The 21,172-nt window shown below is 34.2% G+C and carries 19 protein-coding genes; 13 read left to right on the top strand and 6 right to left on the bottom strand.

The genetic code is table 11. The features are described from left to right. Window positions 1-81 precede the first annotated feature (81 nt). Window positions 82-1,353, top strand: coding sequence for an adenylosuccinate synthase (locus tag SLW70_RS09530; RefSeq protein WP_320888089.1), 1,272 nt, complete (start codon window positions 82-84; stop codon window positions 1,351-1,353). 52 nt (window positions 1,354-1,405) lie between these two features. Next, complete coding sequence (nudK, locus tag SLW70_RS09525) at window positions 1,406-1,987, top strand: GDP-mannose pyrophosphatase NudK (RefSeq protein ID WP_320888088.1); 582 nt, start codon at window positions 1,406-1,408, stop codon at window positions 1,985-1,987. 91 nt (window positions 1,988-2,078) lie between these two features. Here the strand turns inward: nudK and SLW70_RS09520 are convergent, their stop codons facing one another. After that, window positions 2,079-2,717 carry a peroxiredoxin gene (locus SLW70_RS09520; RefSeq protein WP_320888087.1) on the bottom strand — a complete coding sequence of 213 codons (639 nt, stop codon included), beginning with the start codon at window positions 2,715-2,717 and terminating at the stop codon, window positions 2,079-2,081. Window positions 2,718-2,815: 98 nt separating this feature from the next. Then, window positions 2,816-3,730, bottom strand: coding sequence for an AEC family transporter (locus tag SLW70_RS09515; RefSeq protein ID WP_320888086.1), 915 nt, complete (start codon window positions 3,728-3,730; stop codon window positions 2,816-2,818). Window positions 3,731-3,876: 146 nt separating this feature from the next. Between SLW70_RS09515 and SLW70_RS09510 the strand changes: the two genes are divergently transcribed. Then, a complete protein-coding gene (locus tag SLW70_RS09510; RefSeq protein WP_320888084.1) occupies window positions 3,877-4,830 on the top strand; it encodes a sugar phosphate isomerase/epimerase family protein in 954 nt (317 codons plus the stop codon). A 279-nt stretch (window positions 4,831-5,109) separates the two neighbouring features. Here SLW70_RS09510 and SLW70_RS09505 read toward each other — a convergent pair whose 3' ends face one another. Beyond that, entirely contained in the window at window positions 5,110-6,129 is a 1,020-nt protein-coding gene (locus SLW70_RS09505; RefSeq protein ID WP_320888083.1) for a quinone-dependent dihydroorotate dehydrogenase, read from the bottom strand. 518 nt (window positions 6,130-6,647) lie between these two features. On the opposite strand from SLW70_RS09505, the gene pepT reads away from it, so the two are divergent. Further along, on the top strand, window positions 6,648-7,916 hold the full coding sequence (pepT, locus tag SLW70_RS09500; protein ID WP_320888082.1) for a peptidase T: 1,269 nt from the start codon (window positions 6,648-6,650) through the stop codon (window positions 7,914-7,916). 155 nt (window positions 7,917-8,071) lie between these two features. Here pepT and yajC read toward each other — a convergent pair whose 3' ends face one another. Together yajC and nusB are read right to left on the bottom strand one after the other, a co-directional pair. Further along, complete coding sequence (yajC, locus tag SLW70_RS09495; protein ID WP_320888080.1) at window positions 8,072-8,344, bottom strand: preprotein translocase subunit YajC; 273 nt, start codon at window positions 8,342-8,344, stop codon at window positions 8,072-8,074. 28 nt (window positions 8,345-8,372) lie between these two features. Continuing rightward, window positions 8,373-9,284 carry a transcription antitermination factor NusB gene (gene nusB / locus SLW70_RS09490; protein ID WP_320891777.1) on the bottom strand — a complete coding sequence of 304 codons (912 nt, stop codon included), beginning with the start codon at window positions 9,282-9,284 and terminating at the stop codon, window positions 8,373-8,375. 585 nt (window positions 9,285-9,869) lie between these two features. Between nusB and SLW70_RS09485 the strand changes: the two genes are divergently transcribed. The 4 genes from SLW70_RS09485 to SLW70_RS09470 all read left to right on the top strand — a co-directional run bounded on the left by SLW70_RS09485 (window position 9,870) and on the right by SLW70_RS09470 (window position 13,826). Then, window positions 9,870-11,630: an ABC transporter ATP-binding protein gene (locus SLW70_RS09485; RefSeq protein WP_320888079.1), complete on the top strand. Its 1,761-nt coding sequence runs from the start codon at window positions 9,870-9,872 to the stop codon at window positions 11,628-11,630. A gap of 71 nt (window positions 11,631-11,701) precedes the next feature. After that, window positions 11,702-12,088 (top strand): PUR family DNA/RNA-binding protein, encoded by a 387-nt coding sequence (locus tag SLW70_RS09480; RefSeq protein WP_320891776.1) that lies wholly within the window; start codon window positions 11,702-11,704, stop codon window positions 12,086-12,088. A gap of 306 nt (window positions 12,089-12,394) precedes the next feature. Beyond that, a complete protein-coding gene (locus SLW70_RS09475) occupies window positions 12,395-13,312 on the top strand; it encodes a mechanosensitive ion channel family protein (RefSeq protein WP_320888077.1) in 918 nt (305 codons plus the stop codon). Between the two features lie 274 nt (window positions 13,313-13,586). Next, window positions 13,587-13,826, top strand: a complete 240-nt coding sequence (locus tag SLW70_RS09470; RefSeq protein WP_320888075.1) for a hypothetical protein — start codon at window positions 13,587-13,589, stop codon at window positions 13,824-13,826. Here SLW70_RS09470 and SLW70_RS09465 read toward each other — a convergent pair. Next, window positions 13,788-14,141: a hypothetical protein gene (locus tag SLW70_RS09465; RefSeq protein ID WP_320888074.1), complete on the bottom strand. Its 354-nt coding sequence runs from the start codon at window positions 14,139-14,141 to the stop codon at window positions 13,788-13,790. The genes SLW70_RS09470 and SLW70_RS09465 overlap by 39 nt on opposite strands. 245 nt (window positions 14,142-14,386) lie before the next feature. On the opposite strand from SLW70_RS09465, the gene SLW70_RS09460 reads away from it, so the two are divergent. From SLW70_RS09460 to aroE, 5 genes are all read left to right on the top strand, one after another. Continuing rightward, a complete protein-coding gene (locus SLW70_RS09460; RefSeq protein WP_320888073.1) occupies window positions 14,387-15,190 on the top strand; it encodes an ion channel in 804 nt (267 codons plus the stop codon). 690 nt (window positions 15,191-15,880) lie between these two features. Next, complete coding sequence (locus SLW70_RS09455; protein WP_320888072.1) at window positions 15,881-17,512, top strand: OstA-like protein; 1,632 nt, start codon at window positions 15,881-15,883, stop codon at window positions 17,510-17,512. A gap of 113 nt (window positions 17,513-17,625) precedes the next feature. After that, window positions 17,626-18,825: an aspartate aminotransferase family protein gene (locus SLW70_RS09450; RefSeq protein ID WP_320888071.1), complete on the top strand. Its 1,200-nt coding sequence runs from the start codon at window positions 17,626-17,628 to the stop codon at window positions 18,823-18,825. 131 nt (window positions 18,826-18,956) lie between these two features. Further along, window positions 18,957-20,354, top strand: coding sequence for a tetratricopeptide repeat protein (locus SLW70_RS09445; RefSeq protein ID WP_320888070.1), 1,398 nt, complete (start codon window positions 18,957-18,959; stop codon window positions 20,352-20,354). Then, a complete protein-coding gene (gene aroE / locus SLW70_RS09440; RefSeq protein ID WP_320888069.1) occupies window positions 20,354-21,106 on the top strand; it encodes a shikimate dehydrogenase in 753 nt (250 codons plus the stop codon). The genes SLW70_RS09445 and aroE overlap by 1 nt, the downstream gene beginning before the upstream one ends. Window positions 21,107-21,172: the final 66 nt, after the last annotated feature.

Below are 21,172 nucleotides of genomic sequence, written 5' to 3'. Positions count from 1 at the left end.
AATATTTAGTTTATATAAAACGGTTAAACCGAATTGAATTTAACCACCAAAACGAATTAACGATTAAATAAAGAAATTAAAATGACCGTAGATTTATTATTAGGATTACAATGGGGAGATGAAGGAAAAGGAAAAATTGTTGATGTTCTTACCTCAAATTACGATATTATTGCCCGTTTCCAAGGAGGTCCAAATGCAGGACATACTTTAGAGTTTGACGGAATTAAACACGTATTAAGAACCATTCCTTCTGGAATTTTCCATAAATCAGCGGTTAATGTAATTGGAAACGGTGTCGTTATTGACCCAGTTGTTTTCCAAAAAGAAATTGAAGGTTTAGCTAAATTCAATATTGACATTAAAGCTAAATTAATCATTTCAAGAAAAGCACACTTAATTTTACCTACTCACCGCTTGCTTGATGCAGCTTCTGAAGCTTCGAAAGGAAAAGCTAAAATTGGTTCTACTCTTAAAGGTATTGGTCCAACGTATATGGACAAAACAGGTAGAAACGGACTTAGAGTGGGTGACATTGAACTAGAAGATTTTAAAGAAAGATACCGTTCACTTGCTGACAAGCACGAGGCTATGATTAAATTCTACGGTGTTGAATTAGAATACAACTTAGAAGAATTGGAAGCTGAGTTTTTTGAATCTATCGAAGAAATCAAAAAATTAGACTTTATCGACAGTGAAGAATACATGCACCAAGCTCAAAAATCAGGTAAGTCTATCTTATGTGAAGGTGCTCAAGGTTCTTTATTAGATGTTGACTTTGGAACCTATCCATTTGTAACATCTTCTAACACTACTGCTGCTGGAGCTTGTACTGGTTTAGGAATTGCTCCTAACAAAATCAAAGAAGTTTATGGAATTTTCAAAGCATACACTACTCGTGTAGGTAGTGGTCCTTTCCCAACTGAACTTTTTGACGAAGATGGCTCTACTATGGCTAAAGTGGGTAACGAATTTGGTTCGGTTACTGGTAGACAAAGACGTTGTGGTTGGTTGGATTTAGTTGCTTTAAAATATGCTGTACAAGTAAATGGAGTAACCCAATTAATGATGATGAAAGGCGATGTACTTTCTGGTTTTGAAACTTTAAAAGTTTGTACTGAGTACAACTACAAAGGACAAAATATTGCACACTTCCCTTACAACATTGAGCCAGAAAATGTAACTCCTGTATACAAAGAGTTTAAAGGATGGAAACAAGACTTAACTGGAATGACTACTTACGATGAGTTACCAGTTGAACTAAAAGAATATATTGAGTTCATTGAAAAAGAAGTTGAAGTGCCTATTAAAATTGTTTCGGTAGGTCCAGACAGAAAACAAACAATTCTAAAATAATAAATCAACGCTCTGTTTTTCAGAGCGTTTTTTTTGACTTATAATATTTCTCATGAGAAACCCCGAATTTAAAATTAAAAAAACGGAAATCCTTTCTGACGATTGGTATTTACTTAACAAAGTTACTTTTGACTATCAAAAAAAAGATGGTAACTGGATTACTCAAAAAAGAGAAGTTTATGATCGTGGAAATGGCGCTGGAATTTTACTATACAACAAAGCACAAAAAACAGTTGTCTTAACGCGTCAATTTAGACTTCCTACCTATTACAATGGAAATCCTACTGGAATGATGATTGAGGTTTGTGCTGGTTTATTAGATCAAGACCATCCCGAAGAATGCATCATTCGCGAGACCGAGGAAGAAACAGGATATCGAATAAAATCAGTTCAAAAAATAATGGAAGCCTTTATGACTCCAGGAGCCGTAACCGAAACTTTACACCTTTTTATTGGCGAGTATGACGCAAGCATGAAAGTTAGTGAAGGTGGTGGTCTAGAACACGAACAAGAAGAAATCGAAGTGATTGAATGGCCTTTTGATAAAGCTTACGATATGATTGCGACAGGAGAGATTAGAGACGCTAAGACTATTATGTTGTTACAGTATGCTAAGATTAATAATCTAGTTTAAAAAAGGCTCTGTGGTGCTAAGGTTCTAAGGCAACGACCTTATAAAAAACTTAGCACCTCAGAACCTTAATATCTTACAGTCCCAAACAAAATTATTTATTAGGCTGTGGTGTCATTCTTAGATAATACTTAATGCGATTAAATCCTTTTGGAAATTTAGCAGGAATATCTTCGTCTGGTATTGAAGGTGAAATTACAACATCTTGACCGTCTTTCCAGTTAGCTGGCGTGGCAACACTGTAGTTTGCTGTAAGCTGTAAACTATCAATTACACGCAACAACTCGTCGAAATTACGTCCCGTTGAAGCAGGATAAGTCAATATCAATTTCACTTTTTTATCAGAACCTATAATAAAAACTGAACGAACAGTAAATGTATCATTAGCATTGGGATGAATCATATCATATAAATTGGCGACTTCTTTACTTTCGTCAGCAATAATTGGATATTGTAATTTTACATTTTGAGTTTCTTCAATGTCTTTAATCCAATTCATATGTGATTCTAAACCGTCTACACTCAAAGCTATAACTTTTGTATTTCTTTTAGCAAACTCTGGAAAATAATTTGCCACTGTCCCTAATTCGGTAGTACAAACAGGAGTGAAATCAGACGGATGTGAAAATAGTACCCCCCATGAATCGCCCAGCCAATCGTGGAATTTTACGGTACCCATTGTAGTTTCTGCCTGAAAATCAGGAGCTGTATCTCCTAAACGTATTGTTGCCATGATGATTTTAGTTTTTAATTTTCACTAAATTTAGTCAAAAAAAACGAAAAATCTTGCCATCTGTTTCACAAATAACAACTAAATACGAGCGAGTAAAATCAAATAAACTCCCCTATGAAATACCAAAAAATCAAGGTAATAAATGATATTGGAATTCCATAACCAATCATCATACTCGCCAATCGAGGCTTTAAGCCATAACTTGCCGCTAAGATACTCGCTGTAATATTTGATGCCATAGCCGACTCCATTAATACCACGTTAATCATCGCAGATTTTTGGTTCAATATCAATACAAACAACACATAAATCAAAGCGGGTGTCAATATTAATTTATACAAAAGTCCAAGTCTTAAAAACTTCCAATGTTGACTTTTGCTCTCAAAACGCAATTGCAACCCAACAGAGGTTAGCGCTAAAGGCGCCATAATACTACCTAAACCTTTTAAAACCATCTGAACGCCATCATTTAAAACAACATCAAAAACATTAAGCATACAGGCAATTATAAAAAAAACAAAAGGTGGAAATTTAAAAACTCGAACCAACATTTGAATTGGTTTCAAATTATCTTTTGAAAAATAAGTCGCTATAAAAATCCCCAAAGTAGAGAGTACAACCACCGTACCTGGTTGATCAAACAATATAGCCATCTTCAAACCTTGCTCCCCATACAATGCACTTATTATTGGATATCCCAAAAAAGAAGTGTTCCCTAAACCAGCCGTAAGTACTAAACATCCAATCAATTTATTTGACCACCCCCATTTTTTTCCTAAAAAATAAAACAACATAAAGGCAACTATAAAACCGATCCATGCTCCTCCAATAGGATATAAAAGTTCATTGCTCCAAGTCAATTTGGGTATATAATACAATACAATAGCAGGCAAACAAATCGTTACTACTATTTTATTAAATAGTTTATAAGTGTCTAAAACAGGAAACTTCTTTACATTTTGCAATACTATTCCTAGTATCAAAAAAGCAAAAATGATAATAATGTTAATCATAATGGCGTGTATAAACTGGAATTATCTATAAAAAATACAAATATCCGTTTTTCTTAACAACCTACCCTAATAAAGAATTGATTTTATTATTGGCTTTGGCCTAAATATTAACTATTTTTGGTTAACCAATTTTAAAACTTGCCATCATGAGCACAACTAACAGACGTGATTTTATAAAAAAAACTGCCTTAACAACTGCAGCGATTCCTTTCTTGAATTTTCCATTTGATGCTTTCTCGCAAAGTCTGACTCATGAAGAGGGACTTTCGGTAAATATTTTTTCAAAACATTTACAGTTTTTAGATTATTATAAAGCTGGCGAAATTGCTGCCGAATTAGGTTTTGCTGGTTTAGATTTAACTGTACGTCCAAAAGGACATATTGAACCAGAATCAGTTACAACCGACTTGCCAAAAGCGATAAGAGATATCAAAAGAGCTGGTTCTAACTGCTCAATGATTACCACATCAATTGAAAGTGCTAACAATCCGTTAGATACTGCAATTATAGAAGCGGCAGGGAAAGAAAAAATAAAATACTACAGAACCAATTGGTTTAAATATACCGAAAACGGAAACATGCAAAATGACCTCCTCCATTACCAAGAGGAAATCAAAAAACTGAGTGAATTAAACCAAAAACATAATATTATAGGTTGTTATCAGAACCATGCGGGTAGAACCATTGGTGCTTCGTTCTGGGAAATAGATACCATTCTCAAAACAGCAAACAAAGATTTTTTCGGAACCCAATATGACATTCGTCACGCCACTGTAGAAGGAGGTTATTCTTGGCAAAATGGCTTAGAACTCCTGCATTCACAAATTAAAACCATAGTATTGAAAGATACTAAATGGGTCAAAACAAATGGAGTTTGGGACGTACAAGACACCCCAATTGGAGAAGGAATGGTCGATTTTAAAACTTATTTCAAAACTTTAAAAAAACTCCAACTAAAACCAACTGTATCTCTTCACCTAGAATATGATTTAGGTGGCGCCGAAAAAGGAAATAAAAAAATAACTGTGGACCCGAAAGTAGTTTTTGATGCGATGAAAAAAGACTTAAACGCTGTCCAAAAACTTTGGAAAGAAGCTTAACTAAAAAAGGTGTCATTCGTTATGAATGACACCTTTTTTAATCTGTAAATAATAATAATTTAACGCGTTGGGTGTAATTATTAAAAACGTCAGTTCGAGTGTTTTTTGTGGAGAGAAACGGAACAAAAAATGTATCGAGAACCATTTTTTAAAGATGTTTTTATTGTTCTCGATACAAATTTTCTGAAAAAGCTATTCGCATTTTCTGAAAATTTACTCGAACTGACGAAAAAACATCATCAAAAACTAATTACACCCAACGCGTTAATAATTTATAAACTATTTTTTAGCCAAAATCTTTTGATTAATAGCTTTTACTAATGCTGGTCCTTCGTATATAAAACCAGTATACAATTGTACTAAACTTGCACCAGCTTCTAATTTTTCGATAGCATCATCAGCTGAATGAATTCCTCCAACTCCAATGACTGGAAAGGCTTTGTTACTTTTTTGAGATAAAAACCGAATCACTTCAGTAGAACGTTTTGTCAATGGCTTGCCTGACAATCCTCCCATTTCAGTTTTGTTTTCTGATTGTAAACCTTCTCTAGAGATAGTTGTATTGGTTGCAATAACTCCTGCAATCTTAGTTTCGTTTACAATATCAATAATGTCTAACAATTGCTCGTCTGTTAAATCTGGAGCGATTTTTAACAAAATTGGTTTTTGCTTTGGCTTAGCCAAATTTTTGTTTTGAAGCGTTTGCAACAACTGGGTCAAAGGCTCTTTATCTTGTAACGCACGTAAATTAGGCGTGTTTGGCGAACTCACATTCACAACAAAATAATCCACATAATCGTATAATGCATCAAAACAGATTTCGTAATCCAATGTTGCTTCTTCGTTTGGTGTCAATTTATTTTTACCAATGTTTCCACCAATAAGCACACCTGTATTTGATTTTAAGCGCTCTACTGCTTCTTGAACTCCACCGTTGTTAAAACCCATTCGGTTAATGATAGCCGAGTCCGCTTTCAAACGAAACAAACGTTTTTTAGGATTTCCTTCTTGTCCTTTGGGTGTCAAAGTTCCAATTTCGATAAAACCAAAACCAAAATTGGACAACTCCTTGTATAACTTAGCATCCTTGTCAAAACCTGCCGCTAAACCTACTGGATTTTTAAATTTCAACCCAAAAACTTCTGTTTCCAAGCGTTTATCATCTACTAAATAAAGTGATTTATATAAACTACTAAATCCTGGAATTCTAGAAGTAAAACGAACTAATGAAAACGTAAAATAATGTACTTTCTCAGGATCAAAACAAAACAATAGTGGACGCAACAGTAACTTATACATAGATGTGTTTTTTTAAGTGGTGCAAAAATAGTACTATCTAGCCTAATAAGAAATAGTTGGGAACAATTTTTATCCTGGATTCCGCATTAGAACACAGATAAAAGAAATTTAACCGATATACACAGATTCTTTATTTGTTTTATAGCGTAAAATCTATGTGAATCCTTTTAATTCTATCTAACTCTTTGTCTAAATGTGTGTTTATCATATATTTCTATTAAAAAAAATCTGTGTAAATCTGCGTGCAAAAAATAAGCACGCAGATTTGGCAGATTTTTGCAGATAATAATTTTGATGTTAATTAGAAATTTGTGTAATTCAATTTAATACATTTTTGAATTTGTGCTAATTTGTGGTCTTTTTCCAAGTTAGCAACTCTTTGTCAAAGTCCGACCACTTTCTTTAAATCTGTGGCTAAATAGTTTTTTAGTACGCAAGAATAAACAAAACCAAAACGTTTTAAAACCTATATAAGACCAATAAAACCTATCTTTGTTTTTCATAAAAAAATCAAATCTATGCAACCTATTATAGACCGTTTCATTAGCTATGTAACGATAGACACCGAATCCGACGTTCATTCACAAACAACTCCTAGTACTGCAAAGCAATGGGATTTGGCTAACAAATTAGTCAAAGATTTAAAAGCCATTGGCATGCAAGATGTTACTATAGATGATAAAGCCTACATCATGGCTACTTTACCTAGTAATGTGGAACATGAAGTACCAACTATCGGATTTATTTCGCATTTTGACACCTCACCTGATTTTACGGGAGCCAATGTAAAACCACAAATAGTACCTAATTATGACGGTAAAGACATTGTTCTAAATGCAGAAAACAACATCATCCTATCTCCTAGTTATTTCAAAGATTTGCTGCAATACAAAGGACAAACTTTAATTACAACTGATGGAACAACCCTTTTGGGCGCTGATGATAAAGCAGGAATTACCGAGATTGTAACCGCTATGGAATACCTAATTAATCATCCTGAAATCAAACATGGTACTATAAAAGTGGGTTTTACACCTGATGAAGAAATTGGTCGTGGAGCGCATCATTTTGACGTGGCTAAATTTGGAGCCGAATGGGCCTACACCATGGATGGTAGTCAAATAGGAGAATTAGAATATGAAAATTTTAATGCGGCTGGAGCCAAAATACTATTCAAAGGTAAAAGCGTTCATCCTGGCTATGCCAAAGGAAAAATGATTAATTCGATGTTAATTGCTAATGAATTCATCAATGCTTTACCCAAAGATGAAACGCCACAAGAAACAAAAGGATACCAAGGTTTTTTTCACATTCACCACTTGAATGGCGGAATCGAAGAGACAACATTAGATTTAATTATCAGAGACCATAGCAAGAAAAAATTCGAAAAGCGCAAAGCTTTAATCGAAAAAATCACACGAAAAATCAATAAAAAATTCGCCAAACAATTTGGTGAAGACATCGTGATTGCCGAGATAAAAGACCAATATTACAATATGAAGGAAAAAGTCGTTCCTGTAAAACACATTGTGGATATTGCCGCCAAAGCCATGCGAGAAGTAAATGTAAAACCAATAATCAAACCCATTCGTGGTGGAACTGATGGTTGCCAGTTGTCATACATGGGATTACCTTGTCCAAATATTTTCGCCGGAGGACATAACTTTCACGGAAAATACGAATACGTTCCTGTAGAAAGCATGCAAAAAGCAGTAGAAGTAATTGTCAAAATTGCTGAACTGACAAGTCAACCCAATTTTGGATTGGAAAAACCAAAAAAGAAATAAATCACTACACTTATAATTTACCACAAATTACACAAATTGACACAAATTAATTAGTGCTAATTTGTGTCAATTTGTGGTTAGCTTTTAAAAAACATTAAAACACAAAAAAACCGACACATCCCTGTATCGGTTAATTTTGTGACCTTATACAAGGACTATTTTTTAGCTAAAGCAGCTGTCATTTCCATTGAGATGGAAGAACGCTCCATTTTCAATTTTCCTGACATTGTTTCGATAACAACAGTAGTTTCTGCAAGTTCAGCTACTTTACCGTGAAGTCCACTTTTAGTAACGATTTTATCTCCTACTTTCAATGCTCCTTCAAATTCTTTTTCTTGTTTTACCTTTTTTTGTTGTGGTCTAATCATAAAGAAATAGATGACAACAAACATTAATAAAAAAGGAGCAAACTTATTTAACTGTTCCATAATTTTTAATTGTTTTTATTGATTGTTATTACATTAAACCGCGACCGGTTTTAACTAGTGTTTTATTCGATTCTAATTCTTTAACCAAATTATCTAGAATACCGTTGATAAAAATACTACTCTTAGGAGTCGAATATTCTTTGGCCAATTCTAAGTACTCATTCAAAGTTACTTTCACAGGAATCGATGGGAATTTCAAGAACTCACAAATCGCCATTTTTAAGATAATCGTATCAATTTCTGCGATACGTTCACTATCCCAATTTGGTGTTTTATTCTCAAATTGTTTTGCTAATTCCTTTTCATTCAAAAGTGTTTTTCTAAACAAATCCTTAGCAAAATCTTTATCCTCAGCATCTTTATAAACCTTCGGTACTCTAAAATTATCCTCTTCAATTGGCTTCAAAGCCTTCAATTGTTTGATGATTAAGGTATTCACTAACGGAATATCATCAATCCAAGTCAATTGATCATCCTCAAGGTGTTCGTATAATTTCTCATTTGGAACAATCACTTCAGTAAACAAATCAACAATTAATTGCTTGTCTTCTTCAAATGATTGTGCTGGATTTTGCATATAATCAACGTAGAACTTACTTTCTTTTATTGCATTAAGCAACAACAAAATATAATCTTGATTCAAATACCAAGCATCTATTTTACGTGTTTCCATAGCAATACTTAGCGAATTATTCTCAGCCAAGATTTGGAAAACAGCATTATTAATAAACTTATTGTTGGGATTGCGCTCTGCTGGAGTAGCTAAGTGTTTTAAACTTGATTTGTGCAAAAACTCCGTTTCTTTTTTACATATTTCCATCAATGAGGAAATCATGGTAAGATATAAATCCTGAATACTGTCAATACTAAAAAAAAGGAATTTCTCCTGTTTCTCTAGGTTATCAGAACCATTTTGATGCATCGCATAAATGGATTGCATTACTTTGACGCGAATGTGTCTTCTATTTACCACCGTGTAAGAACTTTTATGAATTAGACCGCAAAAGTAGTTATTCCTTTTCTAAAATAAAATATAAATCTCAAAAAAGAACCATTAGGATAATTTAAAAACCTCCTTTACTTAACCTCTATTTTTTTAAACATATAAGTCATATAAGTTTTTTTATTGTAGGGATGAACTTGAAACAGATAGGAATTTAAGAACATATAAGCGAAATCTAATGTAGTTTATTCTGTTTTAGATAACTTCTTAAACCTAAATGATTAATTATGTTTAAAAAAATAAAACTAGAGTTTGAAATCAATCGTTACCCAACGCTTATATGCTCTTAAATTTTCTTAAATGTTTCAAATTCATCTCTACAAAAAACTTAAATGACTTATATGTTTAAAAACCTATGCGAAAAACTCCGTACCCTTTGCGGTTACAATCCACCAAGAATACAACTTTACTTTAACAATTAATTCCCTTTAAACCTGTATCTTTGTTGATTGCAATTGCTTTTTTTGATAACCTAAAATTCAATTCCAAATCCCAAACAACATTATCCAGAAGCGCTTACACATGAAAGAATTAGGCTATTTAAACAAATACTTTTCTAAATACAAATACCGTTTTTTACTAGGCATTATTTTTACCATAATTGCACAAATATTTTCGCTGTTTACTCCCAAATTAATCAGCAAATCCTTTGCTGCCATTGAAAATATCGCTCAAGACAGTAGCATCCCAAAATCGACCATTCAAAACGAATTAATCAATAATATCTTGCTGATTATTGCAACGACCATTATTGCAGGAATACTAACCTTCTTAATGCGTCAAACCTTGATTGTGATGTCACGTCATATCGAATTTGATTTAAAAAACGAAGTATTCAAACAATACGAAAACCTCACTCAAAACTTTTACAAAAAAAACCGAACCGGAGATTTAATGAATCGCATCAGCGAGGACGTTTCCAAAGTTCGGATGTATGTAGGACCAGCCGTGATGTATACCATCAATACCATCATCCGGTTTACCATTGTAATCTTATATATGTATAATGTGTCACCTCGACTAACGTTGTATACCCTTTTACCTCTTCCTATTTTATCTTACGCCATTTTCAAGCTAAGTACAGAAATCAATAAAAAGAGTACTACTTTCCAGCAATACCTCTCCAAAGTATCGAGTTTCACTCAAGAAATATTCTCAGGAGTTCGTGTTATTAAAGCCTATTCACTCGAAAACCAACACCAAAACAACATGGTCGAATTGGCAGATGAAAGCAAAGAAAAAAGCTTAGACCTAGCCAAAGTTCAATCGCTTTTTGGCCCTTTAATGTTGGCACTTATTGGAATTAGCAACTTGGTCGTAATTTATTTTGGTGGATTAATGTACATTCAAGGAAGCATCAAAAGCATTGGTACGATTGCCGAATTTATACTTTATGTGAACATGTTGACCTGGCCAGTAGCCTCTTTAGGTTGGGTTTCCTCTATGGTTCAAGAAGCCGAAGCTTCGCAAAAACGAATCAATGAATTTCTAAAAATCCAACCCGAAATACAAAACAACAATCCTGAACATTCCGTAATTGAAGGCTCTATTGCCTTTCACAATGTGAGTTACACCTATGAAGATACCAATATTCAAGCCCTAAACGACATTTCATTTACAGTCAAAAAAGGGGAAACACTAGCCATATTAGGAAAAACAGGTTCTGGAAAATCAACCATTTTATCGCTAATTTCACGAATTTACGATGTGACAAAGGGCGAAATCAAAATCGATGGTACCGAAATCAGCCAACTTAATCTGTACGATCTCCGCAACAGCATTGGTATTGTCCCGCAAGATGCATTCTTGTTTTCGGATTCTATTAAAAACAATATCAAATTTGGTAAAGAAGACGCAACTGATGAAGAAGTCATTAACGCAGCCAAAAATGCAGTCGTTCACAAAAACATCAAGGGATTCAAAAAACAATACGATACGGTACTGGGAGAACGAGGCATCACACTTTCAGGTGGTCAAAAACAACGTGTTTCTATCGCTAGAGCCATCATCAAGAATCCACCAATTTTACTTTTTGACGACTGTTTATCGGCCGTAGATACCGAAACCGAAGAAGCAATTTTGAACAATCTTTTTGCCATTTGCGAAGATAAAACTACCATAATTGTGAGTCATCGAATTTCATCTGCCAAAAATGCCGATAAAATAATTATTCTCGAAGATGGTAAAATTATCCAACAAGGTTCTCATAACCAGCTAATAAATGAAGAAGGCTATTATGCATCCTTGTATTTAAAACAACTTTCGGAAAAAGAATTGCTTTAATTGTTGTTTAATAACTATTTTTTTATCATTTTTGGTTACGATTTAATAACCAAAAATTGTCAGAAAGGATTATGAGAGAAAATGATATGTTAGAAAAAGAAGAAATTTTTTCTAAAGTTTTACGTGCCGGCAGAAGAACTTATTTCTTTGACGTAAGAGCTACTAAAGCAGATGATTACTATATTACCATTACTGAAAGTAAAAAATTCACTGAAGAAGATGGATCTTTCCATTTCAAAAAACACAAAATATATTTATACAAAGAGGATTTCGCAGCCTTTTCTGAAATTCTAGAAGAAATGACTTCTTATGTCTTGAACCACAAAGGTGAAGAAGTAATCTCTGAAAGACACCAAAGAGATTTCAAAAAAGAGTACGCTACTGAAAAAGCAACAATTGACGAAGACGCAATCCCTCAAACATCAAGTTTCACCGACATTGATTTTGATGACATTTAATACAAATGTTCTATAACAATTTATAAGGTCCAAAAATCATTCGGTTTTTGGACTTTTTATTTTGAATTAAAATTTTAAAAACACTGAGAGACATAGGTTTCGTTTTTCGTAGTAGACGCTTCGCTTAATATAGTTAACAGATAGCTATGTATCTGTAGCACATTGAGAAGCCTATGTTCCGAGCCTGCATTGAGCGCAGCCGAACTGAGTTTAAAAAAAAGAAAAACAATTTTGTATAAAACTTAACAACTCTTTTTCCTTACCCAAAATCAGTTTCTTTAAATTTGCAAAAACAAAAATAGTACTATGAATACCGACTATATACTTAAAGAAGTTGAAAAATACGCTCTAAAATATATTGACCAAATTATACCTTGGTTAATGACCAATGGACTCAAAGTCATCTTTATTGCCATCGGTGCTTTTTTTCTTCATAAAATCTTGATTCGTTTTATAGCAAAAGCTGTACGCATCGCCGTAAGACCCGAAAAGCATCAATCCAAAGAAGCCGAAGAAAAAAGAGAAAATACCCTTATCCAAATCTTCTCTACGACTTCAAAAATCGTAATTATCCTTGTGAGTTCATTGATGATTTTAAGCGAATTTGGAATCGAAATCGCTCCAATTATTGCCGCAGCAGGAATTGTGGGATTAGCATTCGGTTTTGGGGGGCAATACTTGATCAGAGACATCATCTCGGGACTTTTTATCATTCTCGAAAACCAATACCGCATAGGCGACCTTGTAAAATTTGACACCTTAGGTGGTGAAGTCGAACTTATCACACTGCGTAAAACTACTCTAAGAGATATTGACGGAACTGTACACCACATCCCGCATGGGGAAATCAAAACCGTTTCCAATTTATCCAAAGATTATGCCCGCATCAACCTGAACATAGGTGTCGGCTATAGCACAGATATCGAACACCTTATTGATGTCATCAACCGCACAGGAAACGAGCTAGCCGATGACCCACTTTGGAAAAACCTAATTCTTCTAGCACCACAATTCTTGCGTGTCAATGAATTTGCCGACTCGGCTATAATGGTAAAAATTTTAGGAGAAACAGTGCCCTCGCGTCAATTTGAAGTTACAGGAGAACTCCGCAAAAGACTTAAAATCGCTTTCGACAAAGAAGGAATCGAAATCCCCTTCCCGCAGATTGTCATGCATCAAGCACCAACAAAACCAAAAACAACTCAAGAACCTGAAAGTATTTAATTTTCAGGTTTTTTTTTGAGCCTAATCCAGCTATCCGCTTTAGCCCTCCATATGGGCGCTTTTTTTACAAACCCACTACAGGAGCTTCCTCTGGTCGCTCTGTAGCGAGAGTAAAAAATAGCTCCCACATTCTCGGGGCTGCCGCTACTATCTGGGGCAGGACGATTTGTGGTTGTAAGAAAATTATTTTATAAGAAAAATTTTCTTATTTTTGAAATAAATAAAAAATACAACTGCGACAACACAAAAACTAGTTGAAAAATTTTCCAACTTATTGGTAAAAGATTTTACAAAACTAACGGATAAAGAAGCAGAACAACTATTTGAACAAAATGTAACTTCTGAAATACATAGCACGGGAAGCATATCCAGAATATTAACACGAATATTAATGTTAGAACCTTGTACTTGGGATGTTGATTTTAAGTATTGGACAGATGATGATAAAGAATATGCAAAAAAGTTATTAAAATTCTTATTGGAGGCTTACGGATTCCAAGATGTAAAAACCTAGATAAAACTCAGAATTATCATAAGAGTGCTTATGTGTACTGTAAAATGCATCATTTAAAATATCTTCCGTATTTCCTTTATTGAATCCTAAATTGGTAAGTAACTTAACAGCATCCGTAAAAGAGCTTACTTTAAAGAAATCTTGACCTCTGTGTAAAAAATAAGATTCTTTAGAGAAGTTTTTATCTAAGATATTAATTCTAACAACTAGTCCATTATTCTTATTTGTAAATATGAATTTATTTTTTCTCTCTATTTCAGAAAGAAGTTTTTCATATTTGTTGTTTATGTTTTTCTCAATTTCTTTTATTTCCATAGTAAAAATTTTTGTCAAAAAGTAAGAAAATAAACTAACTTTGACAAACGTAACCAAAAAATAAAAACGAAGGCACACACAGCCGTTTGGCAAGATTGCAAAATATCGCAGTAAAATCACGTTTGATTTTACGCTATTAAAAATAATTATTAATCAGACAGTTTGGATTTCCGAAGTTTTGCAACCTCGCCAAGAGTCAGAACGTTAGCAGATACTTTCCCAAAAAAAGACGTAAAAATCAAAAAATGATAAAAAAAATAAACGAATTTTTATTGACATTATTTCTTGGACAAAATCATTCCAGACCAAAAAATAAATTAAGACCTGCTTTGAAAAATCAATGGCTTAATGTAAAAAGAATATGGAATAATGAACACAATAATGATTTTGGGTTAGAAAGAATTATAAGGTTGTTCCTTGCATTGTCATTGTTTATTTTCCCAGGAATATACATAAGAGATTTTTTTGGCAGATTTGGTCTTTTAGGCAGAAAATTAGGTGTTGAATTTTATGTAATAATAAAATTATTTCTGCCAATTATTTTCTTCAAACTAGATTTAACAAACAATTTATTTATTGCTGTCATTTCTGCAATAATGATTATTGAAACAGTAATCTATTTAACAACATTGATTTTCTTATCAAATGAATTCGCAAAACCAATTTCATACAGACGCTCTCTAACGAGTGTATTCATAAATTATATACAAATATGCTTAGATTATGCAGTTATTTATTCTTATTGCAACTCTTCAATTCCTAACTTTTTCAATTATAAACTAACGACTGATATTCAAGAAATTTATTTTAGTTTCGTTACTTCTGCAACAGTTGGTTATGGAGACATTTTTGTTAAAAATTCACTTGGTCAATTTTTAGTAATTACACAAATAATTCTGTTTTTATTTTTTGCAGGTTTATTTATAACCTTTTTTGCTTCCAAAGTCAATGACCCAACATACTATAATGCTAAGCCAACTTATGATGATAAATGGCAAAAACCGACTAACAAAAAATCAGAAACAAAACAAAATAAAAGCATCTGCTAATCGAGTAGACGGCTCTGCCAGAAACTAACGGACTGCGCCTCTCACACCACCGTACGTACGAGTCATCCCTCAAATTTGGACAGGCTAAACTCGTTAGTTCACCAAATGATGGGTTCAATTCGATATAAAAATCTGTAAAGGATTGATAGCCTTTTTGCCTTAGGCGCTTCAAAGTAATGGTTGAACCTAAAATAGGCCCCAAACTGGCTCGATTGCATCGGGTACAAAAGTTAATTGATTGGTAAAAAAACATCCTTAAACACGACTCCGTGTTAGAACAATGCTATTAAGATATAGTTCGTCAGTTCGAGTTGGCTTACAATTTGCGATAGAAAAATGTAAGCCAGTATCGAGAACTCTAGCTTAAACAAGGCTTCTCGATACAATTTTAAATAATACAGCTATCGCATTATTATTAAAAATCACTCGAACTGACGACACAAAAAGTTCAATTTTAAGATATTTTGTGTGAGGGATAGAAGCAAACTACCGAAGTAGTGCGTATAGCCCGACAGCATTGTGGCTAGGGGCTTTATCGACACAAAGAATAGTAAGCCCCTTGCCAGAATGGTGGCACAGCCTACTCAAAAAAAGTGTTAATAAAACTTTATGAGTCCCTTTTGAAAACTTGAAAGCTTATTGGAGTGTGGATTGGTTGGATTTTCCTAAATTTGGCAAAAAATTAATCCATTGAAGCAATTCCTTTTTTATATCAGTTTTTGTTTGATTTTCATTAGTTCCACTGCGATTGTGGCACAAACACCCAAAAAAATCATCATTGAACATTCTGACTTTGCAGATGTCAATGAAACCGAAATACCCGACGCTTTTTTACTTACTGGAAATGTGAGTGTCCTACATGACGGAATTGTTTTGACTTGTAACAAGGCTTATTATTTTCAAAAAGAAAACTATATCAAAGCCTTTGGAAATGTGCAAATTGTTCAGGGAGACACCTTATACCTCAATAGTAAATATGCGGAGTATAACGGAAATATGAAGCAAGCTTTTGCTACGGGAAATGCGGTGATGAGTTCGCCTGATGCCACTTTAGCCACAGACACTATCAACTTTAACCGAAACACCCAAGAGGTTTATTACAACACCAACGGAACGATTACAAACCGTGATAACACCTTGAAATCCAAGTCGGGACGTTATTATGTGCCACAAAAAAAGTTTCAGTTTTTAACAGCGGTGACCATTACAAATCCTACATATGTGATTAAATCGAATCATTTGGATTATTTTAGCAATTCAGGACATTCGTATCTTTTTGGACCATCGACCATTACCAGTAAAGCCAATTATATCTATACCGAAAAAGGGTTTTATGATACCAAGAAAAACCTGGCTCACTTTCTGCGAAAATCCTATATCCGTTATGATGACCGCTTGATAGAAGGCGATAGTTTGTACTATGACCGAAACAAAGAATTTGCATCGGCTAGTCGAAATGTAAAAATTACCGATACCATCAACAAAGGAATTGTCAAAGGGCATTATGCGGAAATGTACAAAAAGAAAGATTCCCTTTTTGTCACCAAAAGAGCCGTAGCGATTAATTTAGTCGATAAGGATTCGGTTTATATTCACGGAAAAAGACTGATGGTTACAGGTCCTGAAGGCAATCGTGTGATTCGTGCCTTTAATAATGTTCGTTTCTTCAAAGTAGATATGAGCGGAAAATGTGATTCGTTGCATTCAAGTTCGAAAGAGGCTTTGACGAAACTGATAGGAAACCCGATTATTTGGAATGGTGAAAACCAAATCACAGGTGATGTAATGCACCTGATAGGCAATAACACCACTAGAAAACTTGACTCCCTTAAAGTACTCAACAATACCTTTATGGTTTCCAAAGACACGCTAGGAACGGGCTTCAACCAAGTCAAAGGACTCAATTTATACGGCAAGTTTATTGAAGGAAAACTCCATGAAGTGGATGTGATTAAAAATGCCGAAGTAATTTACTATATGCGTAACGATGCTCAAGAACTCATTGGTATCAATAAAAATGTCAGCAGTAAAATCAATATGATTTTAGAAAACAATACCGCCGAAACCATTACTTTTTACAAACAAGTGGATGGTGATATTTACCCCGAAGAAGAACTGCCCGAAAATGCGAGAAAACTAAGGGGACTTAACTGGCGCGGCGAAGAACGAATAAAAACCAAAGACGATATTTTCTCTGACGAGGAAAACGAAATGAATGCCAAACTAGTCAAAGAAGGCGAAATTGAAAAAGGACAACTGAATGTTCCAATGAAAATCCGCAAGGAAACATTGGATTACGATAAAAAGAAAAAAAAGAAGTAAAATTAAGTTTGCAGTCACAGTTTTCAGTTTTCAGCTGTAGCAAACGTAGATTAATAAAAAACTCCGAGAACTTTGCGAAACCTTTGCGAATTTTGCGGTTAAAAAAAAACAAATTGAATCCAGATTTTATAAAATACCAAGCGCAAACTTCTCCTTATCCTTTGGGTATGGAAGTTTCGCATGCTATAGGTTCTTATATATACGATACGAATAACAAGAAATATTTGGACTTTGTAGCTGGTGTTTCGGCCTGTACTTTAGGGCATCAACATCCGAGAGTCAATCAAGCGATTAAGGACCAGTTAGACAAATATTCGCATGTGATGGTGTATGGCGAATATTCCCAAAGCCCTGCTGTAGAATATTGCAAGTTGATGGCTTCACTCCTGCCCGCTCCGCTGGATAAAACCTATTTGGTTAATTCAGGCACCGAAGCCATTGAAGGTTCCTTAAAACTAGCTAAAAGAGTCACAGGTCGCAGTCAACTCATCTCTTGTCATAATGCGTATCACGGAAATACAATGGGGTCTATGAGTGTCATGGGGTTTGAGGAGCGCAAACAAGCCTTTAGACCATTACTTCCGGATATTGATTTTATCACCTTCAATAACGAAGCCGATTTATTAAAAATCACGAGCAAAACCGCCGGAGTTTTATTAGAAACCATCCAAGGTGGGGCTGGATTTATTGAACCTTTTAATGATTATTTACAAAAAGTACGTCAACGTTGTAACGAAGTAGGTGCTTTGATGATATTGGACGAAATCCAACCTGGTTTTGGACGAACAGGAAAACTTTTTGGTTTTCAAAACTACGATGTCGTTCCTGATATTATTGCCATGGGAAAAGGAATGGGAGGTGGAATGCCTGTAGGCGCCTTCACCGCCTCATCAGCGATGATGGATTTATTGACAGAAAACCCTAAATTAGGTCATATTACAACCTTTGGAGGACACCCTGTCATTGCGTCAGCCTGCTTGGCTACTTTACAAGAAATCATCGAAACGGATATCATGAAGGAAGCTTTAGAGAAAGAAAAGCTCTTTAGATCACTTTTGGTACATCCTTTGATACAAGAAATAAGAGGAAAAGGGTTAATGCTTGCGGCCATGACAAAAAGCGCAGACATTACAAATGAAGTGATTTTAAGATGTCAAGACAAAGGGCTTATTTTATTTTGGCTGTTATTTGAAGGTTGCGCCATCAGAATCACTCCTCCTTTGACTATTTCCGAAGAAGAGATTCGTGAAGGTTGTGAGATAATGATAGAAGTAATGAACGAACTAACTTTAACAATAGGAAACAGTAAATAATAAAAAAACACAATCGCTAATTAACTCATTTTTAATTGTTAATTAATTTGTTCACAACAATTATCATTTTTCTTCCTCATAAAAGTAATGATGCCTAACTTTAAATAGGCTAAATTCTAAAAAACAACAGTATGCAACTAAGCGACGAAGAAGAAAACTACAACTTATCTTTATCTAAATTTGAGTCGATGTTGAAAACCAATAAGGTGCTCTTTTTTGACTCTGAAGAATTTGAAGAAATTATTCTTCATTACCTAGATACAGGTAAGACAGCATTAGCTAAAAAAGCCCTAAAGTTAGCTTTAGACCAACATCCAAAATCAACTGGTTTGAAATTGGTACAAGTCGAAATGTTGATTTTTGAGGACAAGCTAGATATTGCCGAAAAGTTACTCAATGAGCTTTATGCTATTGAGCCTAACAATGAAGAAATCTATATTCAAAAAGCAAACATCTGCTCTAAAAGAGACCAACATGAAAAAGCTGTGGAGTACCTCAAAATTGCTTTAGAACACACTGATGATTATGCTGATGTCTATAATTTAATTGGGATGGAATACCTCTTCATGGACAATCTTGAACAAGCCAAAGAAAGCTTTATCAATTGCCTAGAAGAAGATTTAGAAGACCAAGCAGCCTTGTATAACGTTGTTTATTGTTTTGAATTTTTAGACCAAAACAAAGAAGCAATTGAATACTTAAATCAATACATTGAAAAAAATCCTTATAGCGAAATAGCCTGGCATCAAAAAGGACGTTTACACTATGGCTTAAAACAATACGAAGAAGCCATTCGTGCTTTTGAATACGCAACCCTAATCGACGAAGATTTTCTAGGTGCTTATATGGAAAAAGCAAAAGCATACGAACGTTTGGGGCAATACGAAAAAGCCATCGATAGCTATAAACGCACGATTGAACTTGACGACGCTACTTCATATGCACTATTAAGAATTGGGAAATGTCATGAAAAATTAGGAAATACAGCATTTGCTTTAAAATTCTATAACGAAACCGTACACGAAGATCCTCTTTTAGACAAAGGATGGATTGCGATTACAGATTTCTATGTGCGCCAAAATAATTTCCAGAAAGCTCTATTTTATGTCAACAAAGCTTTGGCTATTGACAATCAAAATAAATTGTATTGGAAAAGATATGCTACCATCAACAAGCAAATGAACTTTTTTGAAGAAGCAGAATTTGGATTCAGAAAAGCAGTAGAGTTTGGAGATACTGAGCTTGATACTTGGTTATTCTGGGTGGACTTATTACAATTCTTAGGAGAATTTGATGGTGCGATTCTTACCTTATTACAGGCTACAGAATTCTATCCTGAATCCAATGAGATTGAATACCGATTAGCTGGACTCTATTTCATGACTCAAGACAACGCCAAAGCTAAGTTCCACTTAAGTAATGGATTGCGTCTAAACTTTGACAACTACATCATAATAGAAGATTTATTCCCAGTGGTTTGGGCAAAAAAAACAGTACAAAATTATATTGCAAAACATAAAAAACAATAATGGTTGCTATCAATAAAAAACGCTTTGGTTTATTAGGTAAAAATATTAGTTATTCTTTTTCAAGAGGCTATTTTAAAGAAAAATTTGAATCGGGAAACTATGAAGGATGTAGTTATGAGAACTTTGACATCCCCGAAATTGAGTTATTCCCTGAGGTTGTAAAAAACAATCAACCAGAAATAAAAGGAATCAATGTTACCATCCCTTACAAAGAGGTGGTAATTCCTTATTTGGATAAATTATCCAAAAAAGCAGCAAAAATTGGTGCCGTAAACACTATAAAATTTACTAAAAAAGGAAAACTAAAAGGCTACAATACCGATTATTATGGATTCAAAAAATCATTAGAACCCTTATTGCAATCACATCACAAAAAAGCATTGATACTAGGTACTGGTGGTGCCTCCAAAGGAGTAGCTTTTGCTTTATCAGAGTTAGGAATTGACTATGAATTTGTATCACGCGGAAACAAAGAAAAAACAATTGATTATAGCGAATTAAACGAAACAACTTTCAACGAATATCACATTATCATCAATAGCACACCTGTAGGAACAAGCCCAGATATTGAAGCCTGTCCTGCCATTCCTTACGAATTCTTTTCAGACAAACACATTGCTTACGACTTAATTTACAATCCAGCAGAGACGCAATTTCTAAAAAATGCCAAAGCCAAAGGAGCTCAAATTAAAAACGGACTAAGCATGCTAGAATACCAAGCTGAAAAATCTTGGGAGATTTGGAATAAATAAAAAAACGCAAACCTCATAAAACAATAAACCCGCTTAGAAAACTAAGCGGGTTTGTTATTTTAAGCA

Origin of the sequence: Flavobacterium sp. NG2, from assembly GCF_034119845.1 — a bacterium.
Taxonomy (GTDB): Bacteria; Bacteroidota; Bacteroidia; order Flavobacteriales; family Flavobacteriaceae; genus Flavobacterium.
This window is presented reverse-complemented; position numbering and strand designations above follow the sequence as displayed.

What these genes read in the sequence shown, in the direction of transcription:
- SLW70_RS09530 (WP_320888089.1), top strand. Translation starts at nt 82, where the DNA reads ATGACCGTAGATTTATTATTAGGATTACAATGGGGAGATGAAGGAAAA.
- nudK (WP_320888088.1), top strand. Translation starts at nt 1,406, where the DNA reads ATGAGAAACCCCGAATTTAAAATTAAAAAAACGGAAATCCTTTCTGAC.
- SLW70_RS09520 (WP_320888087.1), bottom strand. Translation starts at nt 2,717, where the DNA reads ATGGCAACAATACGTTTAGGAGATACAGCTCCTGATTTTCAGGCAGAA.
- SLW70_RS09515 (WP_320888086.1), bottom strand. Translation starts at nt 3,730, where the DNA reads ATGATTAACATTATTATCATTTTTGCTTTTTTGATACTAGGAATAGTA.
- SLW70_RS09510 (WP_320888084.1), top strand. Translation starts at nt 3,877, where the DNA reads ATGAGCACAACTAACAGACGTGATTTTATAAAAAAAACTGCCTTAACA.
- SLW70_RS09505 (WP_320888083.1), bottom strand. Translation starts at nt 6,129, where the DNA reads ATGTATAAGTTACTGTTGCGTCCACTATTGTTTTGTTTTGATCCTGAG.
- pepT (WP_320888082.1), top strand. Translation starts at nt 6,648, where the DNA reads ATGCAACCTATTATAGACCGTTTCATTAGCTATGTAACGATAGACACC.
- yajC (WP_320888080.1), bottom strand. Translation starts at nt 8,344, where the DNA reads ATGGAACAGTTAAATAAGTTTGCTCCTTTTTTATTAATGTTTGTTGTC.
- nusB (WP_320891777.1), bottom strand. Translation starts at nt 9,284, where the DNA reads ATGCAATCCATTTATGCGATGCATCAAAATGGTTCTGATAACCTAGAG.
- SLW70_RS09485 (WP_320888079.1), top strand. Translation starts at nt 9,870, where the DNA reads ATGAAAGAATTAGGCTATTTAAACAAATACTTTTCTAAATACAAATAC.
- SLW70_RS09480 (WP_320891776.1), top strand. Translation starts at nt 11,702, where the DNA reads ATGAGAGAAAATGATATGTTAGAAAAAGAAGAAATTTTTTCTAAAGTT.
- SLW70_RS09475 (WP_320888077.1), top strand. Translation starts at nt 12,395, where the DNA reads ATGAATACCGACTATATACTTAAAGAAGTTGAAAAATACGCTCTAAAA.
- SLW70_RS09465 (WP_320888074.1), bottom strand. Translation starts at nt 14,141, where the DNA reads ATGGAAATAAAAGAAATTGAGAAAAACATAAACAACAAATATGAAAAA.
- SLW70_RS09460 (WP_320888073.1), top strand. Translation starts at nt 14,387, where the DNA reads ATGATAAAAAAAATAAACGAATTTTTATTGACATTATTTCTTGGACAA.
- SLW70_RS09445 (WP_320888070.1), top strand. Translation starts at nt 18,957, where the DNA reads ATGCAACTAAGCGACGAAGAAGAAAACTACAACTTATCTTTATCTAAA.
- aroE (WP_320888069.1), top strand. Translation starts at nt 20,354, where the DNA reads ATGGTTGCTATCAATAAAAAACGCTTTGGTTTATTAGGTAAAAATATT.